The organism is Stenotrophomonas sp. LST15-1-1.1 (genome assembly GCF_040815575.1).
Taxonomy (GTDB): Bacteria; Pseudomonadota; Gammaproteobacteria; order Xanthomonadales; family Xanthomonadaceae; genus Stenotrophomonas; species Stenotrophomonas lactitubi_B.
In genome coordinates, this window is the sequence record NZ_JBFPNJ010000023.1 from 439,223 (window position 1) to 456,293 (window position 17,071).

At 66.7% G+C, this 17,071-nt stretch carries 13 protein-coding genes; 7 read left to right on the plus strand and 6 right to left on the minus strand.

The annotated features are described in order from the left end of the window. Positions 1-13: 13 nt before the first annotated feature. Entirely contained in the window at positions 14-1,741 is a 1,728-nt protein-coding gene (pilB, locus tag MRBLST15_RS12285; RefSeq protein ID WP_312705560.1) for a type IV-A pilus assembly ATPase PilB, read from the plus strand. Positions 1,742-1,845: 104 nt separating this feature from the next. On the opposite strand, the gene MRBLST15_RS12290 is transcribed toward pilB, so the two are convergent. Continuing rightward, positions 1,846-3,219 carry a sigma-54-dependent transcriptional regulator gene (locus MRBLST15_RS12290; protein ID WP_132824363.1) on the minus strand — a complete coding sequence of 458 codons (1,374 nt, stop codon included), beginning with the start codon at positions 3,217-3,219 and terminating at the stop codon, positions 1,846-1,848. 54 nt (positions 3,220-3,273) lie between these two features. Continuing rightward, entirely contained in the window at positions 3,274-4,887 is a 1,614-nt protein-coding gene (locus MRBLST15_RS12295) for a sensor histidine kinase (protein WP_367786015.1), read from the minus strand. A 377-nt stretch (positions 4,888-5,264) separates the two neighbouring features. On the opposite strand from MRBLST15_RS12295, the gene sucC reads away from it, so the two are divergent. From sucC to MRBLST15_RS12310, 3 genes are all read left to right on the plus strand, one after another. Continuing rightward, complete coding sequence (gene sucC / locus MRBLST15_RS12300; protein WP_025874298.1) at positions 5,265-6,434, plus strand: ADP-forming succinate--CoA ligase subunit beta; 1,170 nt, start codon at positions 5,265-5,267, stop codon at positions 6,432-6,434. A gap of 21 nt (positions 6,435-6,455) precedes the next feature. Continuing rightward, the gene (gene sucD / locus MRBLST15_RS12305; protein ID WP_017356169.1) at positions 6,456-7,331 is read left to right on the plus strand and encodes a succinate--CoA ligase subunit alpha; all 876 of its coding nucleotides are present in this window, start codon (positions 6,456-6,458) and stop codon (positions 7,329-7,331) included. 181 nt (positions 7,332-7,512) lie between these two features. Beyond that, complete coding sequence (locus tag MRBLST15_RS12310) at positions 7,513-9,147, plus strand: NAD+ synthase (protein ID WP_367786016.1); 1,635 nt, start codon at positions 7,513-7,515, stop codon at positions 9,145-9,147. A 99-nt stretch (positions 9,148-9,246) separates the two neighbouring features. Here the strand turns inward: MRBLST15_RS12310 and MRBLST15_RS12315 are convergent, their stop codons facing one another. Next, entirely contained in the window at positions 9,247-10,446 is a 1,200-nt protein-coding gene (locus MRBLST15_RS12315) for a lipase family protein (protein WP_367786017.1), read from the minus strand. 153 nt (positions 10,447-10,599) lie between these two features. Then, positions 10,600-11,484 (minus strand): outer membrane protein assembly factor BamD, encoded by an 885-nt coding sequence (locus MRBLST15_RS12320; RefSeq protein ID WP_265951417.1) that lies wholly within the window; start codon positions 11,482-11,484, stop codon positions 10,600-10,602. 113 nt (positions 11,485-11,597) lie between these two features. Here MRBLST15_RS12320 and rluD point away from each other — a divergent pair, with 113 nt between their 5' ends. Genes rluD through MRBLST15_RS12335 form a run of 3 tightly spaced genes read left to right on the plus strand, consistent with a single transcriptional unit; the run spans position 11,598 to position 13,779 of the window. Further along, positions 11,598-12,587 (plus strand): 23S rRNA pseudouridine(1911/1915/1917) synthase RluD, encoded by a 990-nt coding sequence (gene rluD, locus MRBLST15_RS12325; protein ID WP_099820878.1) that lies wholly within the window; start codon positions 11,598-11,600, stop codon positions 12,585-12,587. Next, the gene (gene pgeF, locus MRBLST15_RS12330; RefSeq protein ID WP_265951416.1) at positions 12,587-13,354 is read left to right on the plus strand and encodes a peptidoglycan editing factor PgeF; all 768 of its coding nucleotides are present in this window, start codon (positions 12,587-12,589) and stop codon (positions 13,352-13,354) included. Before rluD ends, pgeF begins: the two co-directional genes overlap by 1 nt. Further along, positions 13,354-13,779 carry a thiol-disulfide oxidoreductase DCC family protein gene (locus tag MRBLST15_RS12335; protein WP_265951415.1) on the plus strand — a complete coding sequence of 142 codons (426 nt, stop codon included), beginning with the start codon at positions 13,354-13,356 and terminating at the stop codon, positions 13,777-13,779. The genes pgeF and MRBLST15_RS12335 overlap by 1 nt, the downstream gene beginning before the upstream one ends. Before the next feature lie 127 nt (positions 13,780-13,906). Here the strand turns inward: MRBLST15_RS12335 and otsA are convergent, their stop codons facing one another. Then, the gene (gene otsA, locus MRBLST15_RS12340) at positions 13,907-15,271 is read right to left on the minus strand and encodes an alpha,alpha-trehalose-phosphate synthase (UDP-forming) (protein WP_180165720.1); all 1,365 of its coding nucleotides are present in this window, start codon (positions 15,269-15,271) and stop codon (positions 13,907-13,909) included. Next, the gene (locus MRBLST15_RS12345; protein ID WP_367786018.1) at positions 15,268-17,049 is read right to left on the minus strand and encodes a glycoside hydrolase family 15 protein; all 1,782 of its coding nucleotides are present in this window, start codon (positions 17,047-17,049) and stop codon (positions 15,268-15,270) included. The genes otsA and MRBLST15_RS12345 overlap by 4 nt, the downstream gene beginning before the upstream one ends. Between the last annotated feature and the right edge of the window lie 22 nt (positions 17,050-17,071).

Genomic DNA, 17,071 nt, shown 5'->3' on the forward strand with positions numbered 1-17,071 from the left:
AAAGCCCGCCGCCATGAACGCAGTCACCTCCGCCAATCTCGTCGGCATCACCGGTCTGGCCCGTCGCCTGGTCCAGGACGGCGCGCTGGATGAAGCAGGTGCCCGCGACGCCATGGCCAAGGCCGCCGCTGCCCGTCAGCCGCTGCCCACCTGGTTCGCCCAGAACAAGGTGGTCTCGCCGCCACAGCTGGCCGCCGCCAATGCGGTGGAATTCGGCATGCCGCTGTTCGACGCGTCAGTGTTCGATGCCAGCCAGAACGCGATGAGCCTGGTCAGCGAGGAACTGCTGCGCAAGCACAACGTGCTGCCGCTGTTCAAGCGCGGTGGCCGGCTGTTCGTTGGCACCAGCAACCCGACCCATTCGCTGGACGAGATCAAGTTCCACACCAACCTGGTGGTCGAGCCGATCCTGGTCGATGAAGACCAGATCCGCCGCACGCTGGAGCAGTGGCACTCCAGCCACGACACGCTGGGCGACTCGCTCGGTGGCGACGACGAGGCGCTGGCCAATCTGGACGTGTCCGGCGGCGACGAGGACATGGCCGGCGGCGATAGCGGCATCGACGCCAAGGGCGACGACACCCCGGTGGTCAAGTTCATCAACAAGGTGTTGATCGACGCCATCCGCAAGGGCGCCTCGGACATCCACTTCGAGCCCTACGAAGACGACTACCGCGTGCGCCTGCGTATCGACGGCCTGCTGAAGTTGGTCGCCCGTGCGCCGAACAAGCTCAACCAGCGCATCGCCGCGCGCCTGAAGGTGATGGCGCAGCTCGATATCGCGGAAAAGCGCGTGCCGCAGGATGGCCGCATCAAGCTCAATCTTTCAAAGACCAAGCAGATCGATTTCCGCGTCAGCACGCTTCCGACGCTGTTCGGCGAGAAGGTGGTGCTGCGTATTCTCGATGGCAGTGCGGCCAAGCTGGGCATCGACAAGCTGGGTTACGAGCCGGACCAGCAGAAGCTGTTCCTGGACGCGATCCACAAGCCCTACGGCATGGTGCTGGTGACCGGCCCGACTGGCTCGGGCAAGACGGTGTCGCTGTACACCGCGCTGGGCATCCTCAATGACGAGACCCGCAACATTTCCACCGCCGAAGATCCGGTGGAAATCCGCCTGCCCGGCGTCAACCAGGTGCAGCAGAACAACAAGCGCGGCATGACCTTCGCCGCAGCCCTGCGCTCGTTCCTGCGACAGGATCCGGACATCATCATGGTCGGCGAAATCCGCGACCTGGAAACGGCGGAAATTGCCATCAAGGCCGCACAGACCGGTCACATGGTGCTGTCCACGCTGCATACCAACGATGCACCGCAGACCATCGCGCGCCTGATGAACATGGGCATCGCGCCGTACAACATCACCAGTTCGGTGACGCTGGTGATCGCCCAGCGCCTGGCGCGTCGCCTGTGTTCGAACTGCAAGCGGCCGACAGATCTGCCGGCGCATGCGCTGCTGGCTGAAGGCTTCACCCAGGCACAGCTGGATGCGGGCATCCAGTTGCACGAAGCGGTGGGCTGCGATGAATGCACCGGGGGCTACAAGGGCCGTACCGGTCTCTACCAGGTGATGCCGATGACCGACGAGATCGCGACCATCGTGCTGGCGGGTGGCAACGCGCTGCAGATTGCCGAGGCTGCACAGGCGATTGGTGTGAACGATCTGCGGCAGTCGGCGTTGAAGAAGGCGGCTGCAGGTGTGACCAGCCTGGCCGAGATCAACCGCGTCACCAAGGATTGATGCAGTAGATCCACGCCGTGCGTGGATGGCGGTCAACGTCCAGTAGATCCACGCCATGCGTGGATGCACGGCGCATGAGGTTGCCGGCCAGCGGCCGGCACTACCTACTCCATCCCCAGCTTCTTCAGCTTGTAACGCAGTGCGCGGAAGGTGATGCCCAGCTGCGCGGCGGTACGGGTCTTGTTCCAGCGGTTTTCTTCCAGCGCGCGCTGGATGGCGCTGCGCTCGAGCTGCTCGATGTACGAGGGCAGGGCGGCACTGCCCGGATGCAGATCCACCACGGCTTCAGCGTGGGCAGCACTGCCCGGTGAACGCGGCGCGTGCTGCGGCAGGCGCAGGTCGTCGGCACCGATACGGTCTTCTTCCGCCAGCGCCAGCGCGCGTTCCAGGATGTTCTCCAGCTCGCGCACGTTGCCGGGGAAGCCGTACTGGGCCAGCGCGTCCAGCGCCGAGGGCGCCAGCAGCGGGGTGGCGCGGCCGTGGCTGCGGGCCAGCCGTGCCAGGATCGATGCGGCCAGCGCCGGCAGGTCCTGGCGGCGCTCGCGCAGCGGCGGCACGCGCAGTTCGATCACGTTGATGCGGTAGTACAGGTCGTGGCGGAAACGCCCGTCTTCGACCAGCTCGGCCAGGTCCTTGTGGGTGGCCGAAAGGATGCGCACGTCCACCGGTTCTTCGCTGGGCGCGCCAACCGCGCGCACCGATTTCTCCTGGATCGCGCGCAGCAGCTTCACCTGCATCTGCAGCGGCAGTTCGGCCACTTCATCCAGGAACAAGGTGCCGCCGTGCGCGGCCTGGAACAGCCCCGGCTTGTCGGCATGGGCACCGGTGAAGCTGCCCTTGCGGTGGCCGAAGAACTCGCTCTCCATCAACTCGGTGGGGATGGCGCCACAGTTGACCGGCACGAACGGCCCGGCCGCGCGTGCGCCCTGTGCATGGATGGTGCGTGCGACCAGCTCCTTGCCCACCCCGGACTCGCCCAGGATGTAGACCGGCGCCTGGCTGCGCGCGACCTTGCCGATGGTGGCGCGCAGCACGTCCATGGCCGGTGATTCGCCGAGCAGGCGCGCGGCCTGTTCTGCGGCGGGTCCGGCAACGGGGCGTTCGCTGTTGTTGAGTTCCAGCGCATGCTTGACCAGACCGCGCAGCACGGTGATGTCCACCGGCTTGCTGACGAAATCGAAGGCACCGGCTTTCAGCGCTTCCACGGCCAGGTCCATGCTGCCGAAGGCGGTGATCATCGCCACCGGCGTGTGCGGGTAGTGCTGGGCGATCTCGCTGACCAGTTCGATGCCGTTGCCGTCGGGCAGGCGCATGTCGGTGATGCACAGGTCGTACGGGTTGCTGGCCAGCAGTTCGCGGGCTTCGGCGAGGTTGGCGGCGGTGCTGATGCGCAGGCCCATGCGGCCGAGGGTCAACACCAGCAGTTCGCGGATATCGCGTTCATCGTCGACGACGAGGGCGCTGCGGGTTTCGTTCATGGGAGGGAAAGATAGCCGAGGGGGTGGGATGCGACAAATGTTTGGCGCGTGGAATCAGTGCGGAAGCAGGGTGTGCGGGCCAGGCAGAACCAGGCGGAAGCAGGAGCCGCCGGCGGGGACGGGGATGTAATCCAGCCGGGCCTGGTTGGCCCGACACAGCTCGCGGGCGATATACAGGCCCAGGCCGGTGCCGTGCTCTGAGGTGGTGAAGAAGGGGCGGAACAGCTGTGCGGCGACGGTCTCGGGAATGCCGGGGCCACGGTCCATCACGTCGATCACCGCACTGCGTTCGTGCTGGGCGACCCGCAGCCGCACGCGCGCGGGCTGCTCGCCGATGCGGCCGTACTTCAGGGCGTTGTGTACCAGCACGGTCAGCACCTGGTACAGGTGGCGCGGGTCGACCTGGGCCGGTACCGAGGTGTCGTTGATGATCGGTTCGATGCTGTCCGTTTCCAGCGTCTGCCCCTGCTTGTACTCCAGCACGAAGCGGCGCACGAAGGCGGCGAGGTCGACGTTTTCCGGATTGGCGCGTTCGCGCCGGGCCAGGCCCAGCACGCTCTCAACGATGCCGTTGGTGCGTTGGCACTGCTGGTGGATGATCTGCAGCAGGCGGCGGTCGCTCTCGTTGAAGCCGGTGCCTTCCTCGAGCAGCTGCACGGCGTAGTTGATGGCCGCCAGCGGGTTGCGGATCTCGTGGGCGAGGCTGGCCGAGAAGCGCCCCATCGCCGACAGGGTGAGCGATTCGGCGCGACGCGAGACCACGCTGGAGTCATCCAGGAACACCAGCACCAGGTCGCTGCCGGCCAGCAGGCGGGCGAAGCGTGGCTGCACTTCCGGCTGGTCGGGGTTGAGCTGCAGCGGCATTTCATCCTGTGCCCAGCCGTTGCGCCAGCGTTGCAGGCGGCGGGCAAGTTCGGGGGCGACACTGGCCAGGTCGAGGCGGCCCGAATCACTGTTGCCATCGCTGTCGCCGAGCAGGATCGAGGCCGCTTCGTTGGCCAGGGTGATGCGGTTGTCGGCGTCCACCACCACCACGCCGGTGCGCATGCGGCGGATGATCAGTTCGTTGATCTGGAACAGGTTGGCCACTTCGTCGCCGCGCTGGTTGGCCAGCTGCTGGTTGCGGCGTGCGCGGTTGCCAACCTGGTAGCTGATGAAGGCCAGCGCCAGATAGCTGGTGGCGAACATCGCCAGTTCGGCCAGGGTGCGGGTGGGATCGCCGCCTTCCAGCACTTTCCACAGGTATTCGGCGGCCGTGGCGACGCTGGCGGCCAGCGCCAGTACCAGGCCCCAGCTCAGCGGCAGCAGGGTGGCGGCGGCGGCGATGTTGAACAGCAGCGACATCGAGATGCCGGCGCTCGCACCGGGCAGGGCGTGCGCCAGCAGGCTGGCGGCGACGATGTCCAGCAGCACGCCGCCGACCACGATCTGCCGCAGCCAGCGCTCGTTGCGGCCGATGACCAGCCACAACAGGGACAGCAGCAGGTAGGCGGCCCCCACGCTGTAGGCCAGGCGAGGGTGGTGGGCTTCGCCGACCATGGACGACAGCGGGCTGTACAGCAGCGCGGCGATGACCGAGGCGATCAGCACCCGGTACAGGGCGAAGAAATACAGCTCTCGCCGCGGTATCGATTCGATGCGGTCGATCAATGAAGCACTGGGTGACACGCCGGAACTCCCCTTCTGGCTGCCTGGAACTGGATCATGACGGCGGTGGGCCGAACCTGCCCGACGTCCCCCGATCGTCGGATCTGCTCGCTGCCCGGTTACCGGCACCGTGGGCTCGAATTTACGGGGCCAGTATAGGGCGCCTGTAGCGGGCTGGGCTGCGCAGTCGGGCCGTGCCCGCCTTGGGGCGGCGAGCCGGGCCGTGCCGCAACTGCCTGAATGACCGTGGAAATCTGGCCGGTCCCGGCCTTTTGTCCATACTTCTTTGCGCCCCGGCGCTGGCTCGGCCACAATAGTGGGCCCGCCGCGGTCCATGCCGGCGCCCCGCCGGGGCCCTGAGGAATTGCGTGCGGTCGTTCCTATTCCCACGGTGACGCATGAATTTCCACGAATACCAGTCAAAACAACTGCTTGCCGAGTACGGCATCCCGGTCCCGGCCGGCAAGGTCGCTGCGACCCCGGACGAAGCTGTTGCCGCTGCCAACTCCCTGGGCCAGGGCCCCTGGATGGTCAAGGCGCAGATCCACGCTGGCGGCCGCGGCAAGGCTGGCGGCGTCAAGTTCTGCAAGACCACCGACGACGTGAAGGCCGCTGCGGCCAAGATGCTCGGCACCAAGATGGCCACCTACCAGACCGCTGGCGTTGAACTGCCGGTCAACCTGGTGCTGGTGACCACCGCTGGCGAGATCGTCAAGGAACTGTACCTGTCGGTGCTGGTTGACCGTGGCACCAAGACCATCACCTACATCGCTTCTTCGGAAGGCGGCGTGGAGATCGAGCAGGTCGCCGCTGAAACCCCGGAGCTGATCCACTCGCTGAACGTCGACTTCGTCGAAGGCGTGCAGGGTTACCACGGTCGTGATTTCGGCTTCAAGCTGGGCCTGACCGCCAAGCAGGCCGGCCAGTTCGCCAACATCATGGTGAACCTGTACCGCTTGTTCAATGAAAAGGACCTGGCGCTGGTTGAAATCAACCCGCTGGCCATCCTGGACGACGGCAACCTGTACGCGCTGGACGGCAAGTTCGACAGCGACGACAACGCCGCATTCCGTCAGAAGGCGCTGGTCGCCATGCGCGACAAGACCCAGGAAGATCCGACCGAAGTGATCGCTTCGGAGCTGGACATCAACTACGTCACCATGGACGGCAACATCGGCTGCATGGTCAACGGCGCAGGCCTGGCCATGGCCACCATGGACGTCATCAAGCTCAACGGCGGCGAGCCGGCGAACTTCCTGGACGTGGGCGGCGGTGCCAACAAGCAGCGCGTCATCGAAGCGTTCAAGCTGATCCTGTCCTCGGACAAGGTCGAAGGCATCTTCGTCAACATCTTCGGCGGCATCGTCCGCTGCGACATGATTGCCGAAGGCATCATCGCCGCTGTGAAGGAAGTGGGCGTCAAGGTTCCGGTCGTGGTGCGTCTGGAAGGCACCAACGTGGAAGAAGGCAAGCAGCTGCTGCGTGACAGCGGCATGGCCATCATCCCGGCCGACAACATCAACGACGGTGCCAAGAAGGTCGTCGAAGCTGTCAAGAACGCCGCCTGATCCGACACCGAAGGAAATCCAATGTCAGTTTTGATCAATAAGAACACCAAGGTGATCGTGCAGGGCTTCACCGGCCAGCAGGGCACCTTCCACGCCACTCAGATGATCGAGTACGGCACTCAGGTTGTTGGCGGCGTGACCCCGGGCAAGGGTGGCACCACCCACATCGACCTGCCGGTCTTCAACACCGTTGCCGACGCCGTGCAGAGCACCGGCGCCAACGCTTCGGTCATCTACGTGCCGCCGCCGTACGCGGCTGACGCGATCCTGGAAGCCGCTGCTGCCGGCATCAAGGTCATCGTCTGCATCACCGAAGGCATCCCGGTGCTGGACATGCTGCGCGTCAAGAACGTGCTGACCCGTTCGCATCCGGACACCGTGCTGATCGGGCCGAACTGCCCGGGCGTCATCACCCCGGGCGAGTGCAAGATCGGCATCATGCCGGGCCACATCCACAAGCCGGGCAAGATCGGCATCGTGTCGCGTTCGGGCACCCTGACCTATGAAGCGGTCAAGCAGACCACCGAAGTCGGCCTGGGCCAGTCCACCTGCATCGGCATCGGTGGTGACCCGATCAACGGCCTGAACTTCGTCGACTGCCTGAAGCTGTTCAACGAAGACCCGCAGACCGAAGGCATCATCATGGTCGGCGAAATCGGCGGCGACGCTGAAGAAGCCGGTGCCGAGTACATCAAGAACCACGTGAAGAAGCCGGTCGTCGGTTTCATCGCCGGTGCTTCGGCTCCGGCCGGCAAGCGCATGGGCCACGCCGGTGCGATCGCATCGGGCGGCAAGGGCACTGCCGAAGGCAAGTTTGCTGCCATGGAAGCTGCTGGCGTCGTCACCGTGCGTTCGCCGGGCGACCTGGGCGCTGCCATCGCCAAGCTGGTGAAATAAGATCGACTGCCTCTGGCAGACGATTCTGTAGAGCCGAGCCCACGCTCGGCTGCTTCAAACAGAAAGGCCGCCTCCGGGCGGCCTTTCTGCGTCTGCAATGGGGTCAGATCCCTTTTGCCCTGCAAAAGGGATCTGACCCCGGCGTTACAATGGCGGCATTGCAACCACAGGCTGGACCCTCATGGCTTCGATCCGCATCGCGATGGCGCAGTTCGACTTCCCGGTTGGCGACGTCGCCGGCAACACCGAGCGCATCATCGAGATGATCGGCCAGGCGCGCGACGAGTACGGCGCCGGGCTGGTGATGTTCCCCGAGCTGGCAGTCAGCGGCTATCCGCCGGAAGACCTGCTGTTGCGCCCGGGCTTCCTGTACGAGTGCGAGCAGGCGATGACCCGTATTGCGGCTGCGTGCCGTGGCATCACCGCCGTGGTCGGTTGGCCGCAGGCGGCCGGTGCGGTGGTCTACAACGCGGCCAGCGTGCTGCGCGATGGCCTGGTGGAGCAGACCTACCGCAAGCGCGAGCTGCCCAATTACGCGGTGTTCGACGAGCGTCGCTACTTCGATGTCGATCCCGACGGTGGCAGCTGCGTATTCGAGGTTGATGGCATTCCGGTGGGCCTGCTGATCTGCGAAGACCTCTGGTTCGCCGAGCCGCTGGCCGATACGGTACGTGCCGGTGCGCAGCTGGTGGTGGTGCCCAACGCTTCGCCCTACGAGCGCGGCAAGCATGCCCAGCGCGATGCGGTGCTGGCTGCACGCACCCGCGAAAGTGGCGCGGCCATCGCCTACCTCAACGTGGTGGGCGGCCAGGATGCCCTGGTGTTCGATGGTGCATCGGTGGTGGCCGACGGCGATGGCACGGTGCATCCGGCCGCGGCTGCCTTCGTCGACCAGTGGCTGGTGGTGGAGTACGACGGCGCGACGCGCCGCTTCATGCCGCACGTGTGGTTGGACGACGGCGACGAGAGCATGGACGCGCTGGCCTGGCGCGCGGTGACCCGCGGCATCCAGGACTACTGCAGCAAGAACGGCTTCAAGAAGGTGTGGCTGGGTCTGTCCGGCGGCATCGACTCGGCGATCGTGCTGGCGATGGCGGTTGATGCGCTGGGTGCGGAGAACGTCACCGCGGTGCGCCTGCCTTCGCGCTACACCGCCGGCATGTCCAACGACCTGGCCGCTGAGCAGTGCGAAGCGCTGGGCGTGAAGCTGGAAGCTGTTTCCATCGAGCCGGCATTCCAGGGCCTGATGCAGGCGCTGGCACCGATGTTCGAGGGCACCACGCCGGATGTGACCGAGGAGAACCTGCAGTCGCGCAGCCGTGGCGTGATCCTGATGGCGCTGGCCAACAAGTTCGGTGGCCTGCTGCTGACCACCGGCAACAAGAGCGAGTACGCGGTCGGCTACGCCACGATCTACGGCGACATGTGTGGCGGCTACGCGCCGCTGAAGGATCTGTACAAGACGGAAGTGTTTGGCCTGTCCAAGTGGCGCAATACCGTGGGCGGCGCGCCGGTGATTCCGCCGGCGGTGATCAGCCGCCCGCCATCGGCCGAACTGCGTGAGAACCAGACTGACCAGGACTCGCTGCCGGCCTACGATGTGCTGGACGGCATCCTGTATCGCTACATCGACCAGGAGCAATCGCGCACGGAGATCGTCGCTGCCGGCTATGACCCAGCGGTGGTGGATCGTGTGCTGCGGCTGGTGCGCATCAGCGAGTGGAAGCGCCACCAGGCCGCGCCGGGCCCGAAGGTCTCGCGCCGCGCGTTCGGGCGTGAGCGCCGCTACCCGATCAGCAACGGCTACAAGGGCTGAGGGCTGGTCGCCGGGCATGGCCCGGCGCTACCAGACGATAGGTAGTGCCGGCCGCTGGCCGGCAACCGCGTGTACCGCCCATCCACGCATGGCGTGGATCTACCGGGCTTCGTTGAGCAGCTGTTCCAGGCCTGCGGTTTCAGCGGCTTCGTTGAACTGATCGTTGTCCAACCGCGCACGCACGAATGCCAGGCCATCGGCGGCGGCTGCGTCGAGCGTGCCACGATGGTCGACCGGGTATCGGCGGAATGCCACCGGTTCGGCGCGCAGGGCCAGGCCGACGGCATACAGCAGGGTGGTGAGATAGGGCACGTCGCGGTCCTGGCTGCCGTGGCCCAGCATCAGCGGCTGGCTGAAGCCTCGCCGCGGCACGCCAAGGTAGTCATGCAAAAGTGACCAGATACCCGGTACCGAGGTCAGCGGTGCGCTGAACATTTCTCCGGTGTTGGCGCCTTCCAGGGTAGCCGCCAACGGGCCGAGGCACTGCTGGCGCGCCAGCGCGACCCGCGCATGGCCTTCATCGCTGAGCACCTGTGCGATGCGCGGTTCCACCTGCAGCAGGCCATCCAGCAGGTAGGCGTGATAGGCGTTGACCGCCCCGGGATTGGCGGCGCGGTTGTCGGGCTTCATGACCAGTGCGGTCAGTTCGACGGCCGTGGGCGTGCCGGTGGTGAAGCTGCCGCGGTACTGCAGCGAGGGGCCATAGGATGGCGCCAGATGCCCGGCAGTGAGTGCGGCGGCGCCGCCCTGCGAGTGGCCCACGGAGACCCAGCGCGGCGACAGCGTGGCAGTGCCGAGGAAATGGCGGCCGGCCTTGATGAGATCGATGGCGTTGCGCGCGGAAGTACGCACGTGCAGGTAGGCATGGTCACCCGGGCTGCCCAGGCCTTGGTAATCGGCGGCAACGACGGCATAGCCCTGTCCCAGGAACTGGTCGAGGAAGCGGCCATCGCGCTCGGGCTGATAGGGGCCGGATACCGAAGGCGCGCAGTGGTCGGCGATGCCCTGGGTGCCGTGCGCCCAGGACACCACCGGCCAGCCCCCTGCCGGCGCAGGCCCGGCGGGCAGGTAGACCAGCCCGGTGGCCTGGGCCAGGCGACCGTGATGATCGGGGGTGCGGTAGGCCAGCTTGTAGGCCTGGGCGGCCTTGGAGGGCACCCAGCTGGCACGGTAGGGCGAGGCTGAGAGCAGGTCGCCCGGCTGCGCCGCGAGGGCGGCAACGGGGCTGGCGGCCAGAACGAGCAGGGCCGTGACCAGCAGGGTCGGGCGAGGGCGGAACCGCGGGGACGATGAGGACATATGGCGCTCCATGCAGGCCGGGATGGCCTTTGCGCCGCAGTCTGGAAGCTGTCCTTCGTGCTGACTGGGACGGATGTCGCAGCGATCACGGATTCGGAGAATTCCTAGCGATGACGCCAGGCAAAAAAAAGGCCCCTTGCGGGGCCTCTTTTCTTACTTCTTTTCCAGTCGCGCGTTGCGCTGGCCGGTGGCGGCGGACTTTTCGCCAGCAAACGGGTTCAGCTTGCGGATCATCCACGGATACCTCGGCCACTTGCCTTCGAGCCACGGGTGGTCCGGCTGGTTCAGTTCCAGGACGCGGCGGGCGTCGTCGGCCAGGGTCTTGTTGCCCAGGTGGGTGTAGGAATCGGCCAGTACCGCCACGGCATCGTTCTGGAACGCGCTCTGCGGGTAGGTTTCCAGCAGGTAGTTGGCGCGGCCGGCGGCCGAGACCCAGGCACCACGGCGCATGTAGTACAGGGCGTTGTCGAGCTCGTGCTGGGCGAATACGTCACGCAGCACCAGCATGCGCTGGCGCGCGTCGGCGGCATAGCGGCTGTTGGGGTAGCGGTCGACCACGATGTTGAAGTCTGAATACGCCTGGTGCGGCGTGGACAGATCGCGGCGGCTTGCGTCCAGCGACCATACGCGACGCAGGAAAACCGTATTGCGGTTGGAGTTGGCCAGGCCGCGCAGGTAGTACAGGTACGCGATGTTGCGGTGGGTCGGGTAGGTACGGATGAAGCGGTCGATGCTGGACACGGCGTCATCGTGCTTGCCGGCCTTGTACTGGGCATAGGCCGATTCGATCATCGCCTGCTCGGTGTACGGGCCGTAGGGATACTGTGCCACCAGACGGCGGAAGCTGGCTTCGGCGCCGCTCCAGTTGCCGCCTTGCATCAGCTTGTGGCTCTTTTCGTAGAGCTGTTCGACCGGGGTGCCTTCATCAGGGCGATCGCCCTTGGTGCCGCGGTTGCAGCCGGTGGCGACGATGACCAGCACCAGCAGAAGGGCGGTCAGGCGGACGGGCGCGGAGAGCAGGACGGAGCGTCGGATCATGGGGTCAATGCGGGACGCGGCTGGAATACGAAGGGTCGATGATAGCCTAGTGTCCTGTCCAGCGACTGAAACCGGCTCGCCGGGACCCCAAAATTTCAAAGATGCCCCCTGCCATGTCTGAACAACCCTCCGAATCGGCCCGCCAGGCCATTGTCCCCGACACCTCCGCCGGCCGTCGCTTCGACGCAGTCGTGGCCGAGCTGTTCCCCGAATACTCCCGCTCCCGCCTGACCGAGTGGATCAAGGCCGGCGACGTCCTGCTGGACGGCGCACAGGCGCGCCCGCGCGATGCACTGCGCGGCGGCGAGGTGGTCACCCTGCAGGTGGTGCTGGAAACACAGACCACCGCCGAGCCGGAAGACATCCCGCTGGACGTGCTGTTCGAGGACGAGCACCTGCTGGTGATCAACAAGCCGGTCGGCCTGGTCGTGCACCCCGGCGCCGGCAACCACAGCGGCACCCTGGTCAATGCGCTGCTGTACCGCGACCCGTCCGTGGCGGTGCTGCCGCGCGCGGGCATCGTGCATCGCCTGGACAAGGACACCAGCGGCGTGATGGTCGTGGCCCGCACGCTGGAAGCGCAGACCGCGCTGGTCGAACAGTTGGCCGCCCGTGACGTGCACCGCCAGTACCTGGCCGTGGTGATGGGCGCGCTGGTGGCCGGTGGCACGGCCGATGCGCCGATCGACCGTCACCCGCGCGACCGCCTGAAGATGGGCGTGCGCGAGGATGGCAAGGAAGCGGTGACCCATTACCGCCTGCGCGAGCGCTTCCGCGCGCATACCGCGCTGGAATGCCGCCTGGAAACCGGACGCACCCACCAGATCCGCGTGCACATGGCGCACCTGCGTCATCCGATCGTGGGCGATCAGCTGTACGGCGGCGCGCTGAAGCTGCCCAAGGGTGCCAGCGACGAGCTGGTGGCCGCGCTGCGCGGCTTCAAGCGCCAGGCCCTGCATGCAGAGACCCTGGAATTCGTGCATCCGATCAGCGGTGAGCCGGTGCGCAATACCGCGCCGGCGCCGGCTGACATGCTGCACCTGATGAAGGTGCTGCGCGAAGACAGTGCTGCCTTCGCCGAGCGCGAGCGGAACCGCTGGTAATGACGACCGCGCTGCCGCTGCTGCAGGCTGATTGGCCGACGCCCCCGGGCGTGCATGCGTTGACCACGCGCCGGCATGGCGCGGGCGTCTCGCCGGAGCCGTTCGCCCAGTTCAACCTGGGCAACCGGCACGCGGCCGACGGTGACAGCCCGGCCAATGTCGAGCACAACCGGCAGTTGCTGCAGCAGGGGCTGGCGCTGCCGTCGGCGCCGCATTGGCTGCGCCAGGTGCACAGCAGCACCGTGCTGCGCTTCGCTGCGCCGCCCGTGGAAGGGGCCAGCGAACCGGTGGCCGATGCCGCGGTGACGTCGGTCCCTGGCGTGGTGCTGGCGATCCTCACCGCGGACTGCCTGCCGGTGGTATTCGCCGCTGTCGATGGCAGCGAGGTGGGCGCTGCCCATGCCGGCTGGCGCGGCCTGGCCGACGGCATGCTGGAGGCCACCGTGGCCGCCATGCAGACGCAGCCGGCACAGCTGCGCGCGTGGCTGGGCCCGGCAGCGGGACCAGCCGACTACGAGATCGGCGAAGAGGTGTACCACGCCTTCGTCGGCCACGACGCGGCCGCTGCTTCGGCCTTCGTGGCAACCCGCCCCGGCCACTGGAAGGTGGACCTGTTCGCGCTGGCGCGCCAGCGCCTGCAGGCGGCGGGCATGGAGCTGGGCAACATCCATGGCGGCACGGTCTCGACCATGGCCGATGCGGACCTGTACTCGCATCGCCGCGACCGCCGTACCGGACGGATGGCGACGCTGGTGTGGATGGACTGATGCGGGAGGATCGCGCTGCGGGCGCAGAACCTGGCGGCGTGATCGTCTTCGACGGCGTCTGCGCATTGTGCAGTCGCTGGGTACGTTTCCTGCTGCGGTTCGACCGGCAGGAGCGCTTTCGCTTCGCGGCAATGCAGGGCGCGCAGGGCAGCGCGCTGTTGCGGGCGCACGGCCTGGACGCGCACGACCCGACCTCGTTCCTGCTGTTGGACGGGCAGGGCGCGTGGACCGATACCGATGCGATCCTGCGCGTTCTGGACGCACTGGGCGGTGGTTGGCGGCTGGCGGCCGTGCTGCGCGTGCTGCCACGGCGCTGGCGCGATGGTGCGTACCGCGTGCTGGCGCGCAACCGCTATCGCTGGTTCGGGCGGCATGACGCCTGCTTCCTGCCGACGCCGGCACAGGCCGCGCGCTTCCTCGATTGATCGCCTGTTGTTGTAGAGCCGAGCCATGCTCGGCTGGCTCTTGTAGAGTCAAGCCATGCTCGATTGCTCCGCTCGACTCTACGGAAGAGCCAGCCGAGCATGGCTCGGCTCTACAGGAGCTCTTGCCTCAGCCCTCCAGCGCCTCGAGGTAGCTGCGGCGCCAGTGGTTGATGTCGTACGTGCGCAGGTGTTCCATCATCGCGTGCCAGCGCTCCTGGCGCTTGCGCAGGGACATCGTCGCGGCGGTGGCGATGGCATCGGCCACGCCGTCCAGGTCATGCGGGTTGACCAGCAGCGCCTGCTTCAGTTCATCGGCGGCGCCGGCCAGCAGGGACAGCACCAGCACACCGGGATCTTCCGGGTCCTGCGAGGCCACGTATTCCTTGGCGACCAGGTTCATGCCATCGCGCAGCGGGGTGACCAGGCCGACAGCGGCGGCGCGGTAGAAACCGGTCAGGGTGGCGTGGGTGAAGTTCTGGTTGACGTAGCGCAGCGGGGTCCAGTCGGGCTCGGCGTGGCCACCATTGATGTGGCCGGCGATCTGCTCCAGCTGGCTGCGCAGTTGCCGGTACTCGGTGACATCGCCGCGCGAGACCGGGGCGATCTGCAGGTAGGTGAGCGAGCCGCGCTGGTCGGGATGGCGCTGCAGGTAGCGTTCGAAGCCCAGAAAACGCTCGGGCAGGCCCTTGGAGTAGTCAAGGCGGTCCACGCCGATGGCGAGCTGGCGGTCGCGCAGGCTGCTGCGCAGGTTCTTCACTGCCGCCTTGCTGGCGGCGGTGCTGGCCTGGCGGGCGATCAGCTCGGTGTCGATGCCGATCGGGAATGCCGCGGCGCGGAAGTGGCGTCCACCAGGCGCTTCGAGGTTGCCGTTGTCGAGCACCCGACCGCCGCCGAACAGGCGCAGGTAGGTCTGGAAGCGATCGGCATCGCGCTGGGTCTGGAAGCCGACCAGGTCGTAGGCGTATAGCGCCGAGAACAGCCGCAGATGGTCGGGCATGGCCTGCAGCAGGTCGGCCGAGGGCATCGGGATGTGCAGGAAGAAGCCGATGCGGCAGCCGATGCCGCGCTCGCGCAGCATCGCGCCGAGCGGAATCAGGTGGTAATCATGGATCCAGACGATGTCGTCTTCGCGCAGCAGCGGCGCCAGCTTGTCGGCGAACAGTGCGTTGACCCGGTGATAGGTCTCGCGGGTGCCGCGGTCGTAGTCGACCAGGTCCAGGCGGAAGTGCAGCAGGGGCCACAGGGTGCGGTTGGCGAAGCCGTTGTAGTAGCCATCCACATCGCGCTTGGCCAGGTCCATGGTGACGTACTGGATGTCACCATCGCGCTGTTCGTGCAGCGCGCCACTGGCCTCGCGCACGCTCTTGCCACTCCAGCCGAACCACAGCCCACCGCGCTCCTTCAGTGCCGCCAGCAGGCCCACGGCGAGGCCGCCGGCGCGGTTCTCGCCGGGGACGGCCACGCGGTTGGAAACAATGACAAGACGGCTCACGAGGCCTCCTGCCAGGAACGCGACAGGCGCATGGCCGCGGTGATCAGGCCGACGTGCGAGTAGGTCTGCGGGAAGTTGCCCCAGGCCTCACCACCGTCGAAGGCCAGGTCTTCCGACAGCAGGCCCAGATGGTTGCGCTGCTGCAGCAGCGCTTCGAACATGTCGCGCGCTTCGTCCATGCGGCCGATGGCAGCGAGCGCATCGATGTACCAGAACGTGCAGATGGTGAAGCTGGTTTCCGGCTCGCCGAAATCATCCGGTGCGATGTAGCGGTACAGCGCATTGCCATGCTTGAGGTCGCGGCCGATGGCCTCGACGGTGGCGACGAAGCGTGCGTCGTTGGCGTCGATGAAGCCGATGTCGGCCAGCAGCAGCAGCGAGGCATCCAGGCGATGGCCATCGAAGGTGTCGGTGAAGTGGCCGAGCTCCTCGCTCCAGGCTTTTTCCATGATGCGTGCGTGGATGGTGTCGGCACGTTCGCGCCAGTACTGCGCGCGGTCATCACGCTTCAGGCGCACCGCGATCTTGCACAGGCGATCGCACGCCGCCCAGCACATCGCGCTGGTGTAGGTGTGCACTTCGGTGCGGCCGCGGAATTCCCACAGGCCGGCGTCGGGCACGTCGTGCAGTGCGAAGGCCTGTTCGCCCAGCGGTTCCAGCCGAGCGAAGGTGTGGCTGTCACCCGGATCCTGCAGGCGGCGGTCGAAGAACAGCTGGGTCGATGCCAATACCACGCTGCCGTAGACATCGTGCTGGCGCTGCACCCAGGCCAGGTTGCCGCGCCGCACCGGACCCATGCCGCGGTAGCCGGACAGGCTGGGTACTTCGTCCTCGTCCAGCTTGGCTTCGAAGCCGATGCCGTACAGCGGCTGCAGGGTGCCGTCGGTAGTGGCGAGGTTGAAGATGTAGCCGAGGAACTGCTCCATGGTGCGGGTGGCACCCAAGCGGTTCAACGCGCGCACCACGAAGGCGGCATCGCGCAGCCAGCAGTAGCGGTAATCCCAGTTGCGCACGCTGCCGGGCGCCTCCGGAATCGAGGTGGTCATCGCCGCGATGATCGCGCCGCTGTCCTCGTACTGGCAGAGCTTGAGGGTGATCGCACTGCGGATCACCGCGTCCTGCCATTCCAGCGGAATGGACAGGTAGCGCACCCACTCGCGCCAGTAGTCGCGGGTGCGCTGGAACGCTTCCTGCACGTAGCCGCTGATGGAGCGGTTGAGCGATTCATCCACCCCCAGGATCAGGTGGATGGGGTGGTTGAGCACGAACGGCAGGCCATCACGCACGAAGCGCACAGGAACGTCGGTGGTCAGGCGCAGCACATGCTCGGGCAGGATCCAGCGCACATGGTTGCTGCCCCAGGTGGACTCGGGCACGCGCGCGCCCCAGTCGGCCAGCGGGCGTGCGCGGATCACGATGCGCGGGCTGCCGGACAACGGGCGTACCTGGCGGATCAGGCTGACCGGCCGGTAGAAACGATCGTTCTGGCGCCAGCGCGGGGCGAAATCGAGGATTTCCAGCGCGCCGCCATGTGCATCGCGCAGCACGGTGCGCAGGATCGCGGTGTTGGTGAGGTATTCCTGTTCGCTGTCGGCGAAGTCCTCCAGCTCGATGGCGAAGTCACCGCCGGTCTGTTGGTTGGGGCTGAGCAGGGCACAGAAGGTCGGGTCGCCGTCGAAGGTCGGCAGGCAACTCCAGACAACACGGGCGTGTTTGTCGACCAGGGCGCCGAAGCTGCCGTTGCCGACCACGCCCAGATCAAGATCGGGTTGGGTCATCACGCGGTACATCTCGGTTGCG

Coding starts and splice junctions, on each gene's coding strand:
- pilB (WP_312705560.1), top strand. CDS start 14: ATGAACGCAGTCACCTCCGCCAATCTCGTCGGCATCACCGGTCTGGCC.
- MRBLST15_RS12290 (WP_132824363.1), bottom strand. CDS start 3,219: ATGAACGAAACCCGCAGCGCCCTCGTCGTCGACGATGAACGCGATATC.
- sucC (WP_025874298.1), top strand. CDS start 5,265: ATGAATTTCCACGAATACCAGTCAAAACAACTGCTTGCCGAGTACGGC.
- sucD (WP_017356169.1), top strand. CDS start 6,456: ATGTCAGTTTTGATCAATAAGAACACCAAGGTGATCGTGCAGGGCTTC.
- MRBLST15_RS12310 (WP_367786016.1), top strand. CDS start 7,513: ATGGCTTCGATCCGCATCGCGATGGCGCAGTTCGACTTCCCGGTTGGC.
- MRBLST15_RS12315 (WP_367786017.1), bottom strand. CDS start 10,446: ATGTCCTCATCGTCCCCGCGGTTCCGCCCTCGCCCGACCCTGCTGGTC.
- MRBLST15_RS12320 (WP_265951417.1), bottom strand. CDS start 11,484: ATGATCCGACGCTCCGTCCTGCTCTCCGCGCCCGTCCGCCTGACCGCC.
- rluD (WP_099820878.1), top strand. CDS start 11,598: ATGTCTGAACAACCCTCCGAATCGGCCCGCCAGGCCATTGTCCCCGAC.
- pgeF (WP_265951416.1), top strand. CDS start 12,587: ATGACGACCGCGCTGCCGCTGCTGCAGGCTGATTGGCCGACGCCCCCG.
- MRBLST15_RS12335 (WP_265951415.1), top strand. CDS start 13,354: ATGCGGGAGGATCGCGCTGCGGGCGCAGAACCTGGCGGCGTGATCGTC.
- MRBLST15_RS12345 (WP_367786018.1), bottom strand. CDS start 17,049: ATGACCCAACCCGATCTTGATCTGGGCGTGGTCGGCAACGGCAGCTTC.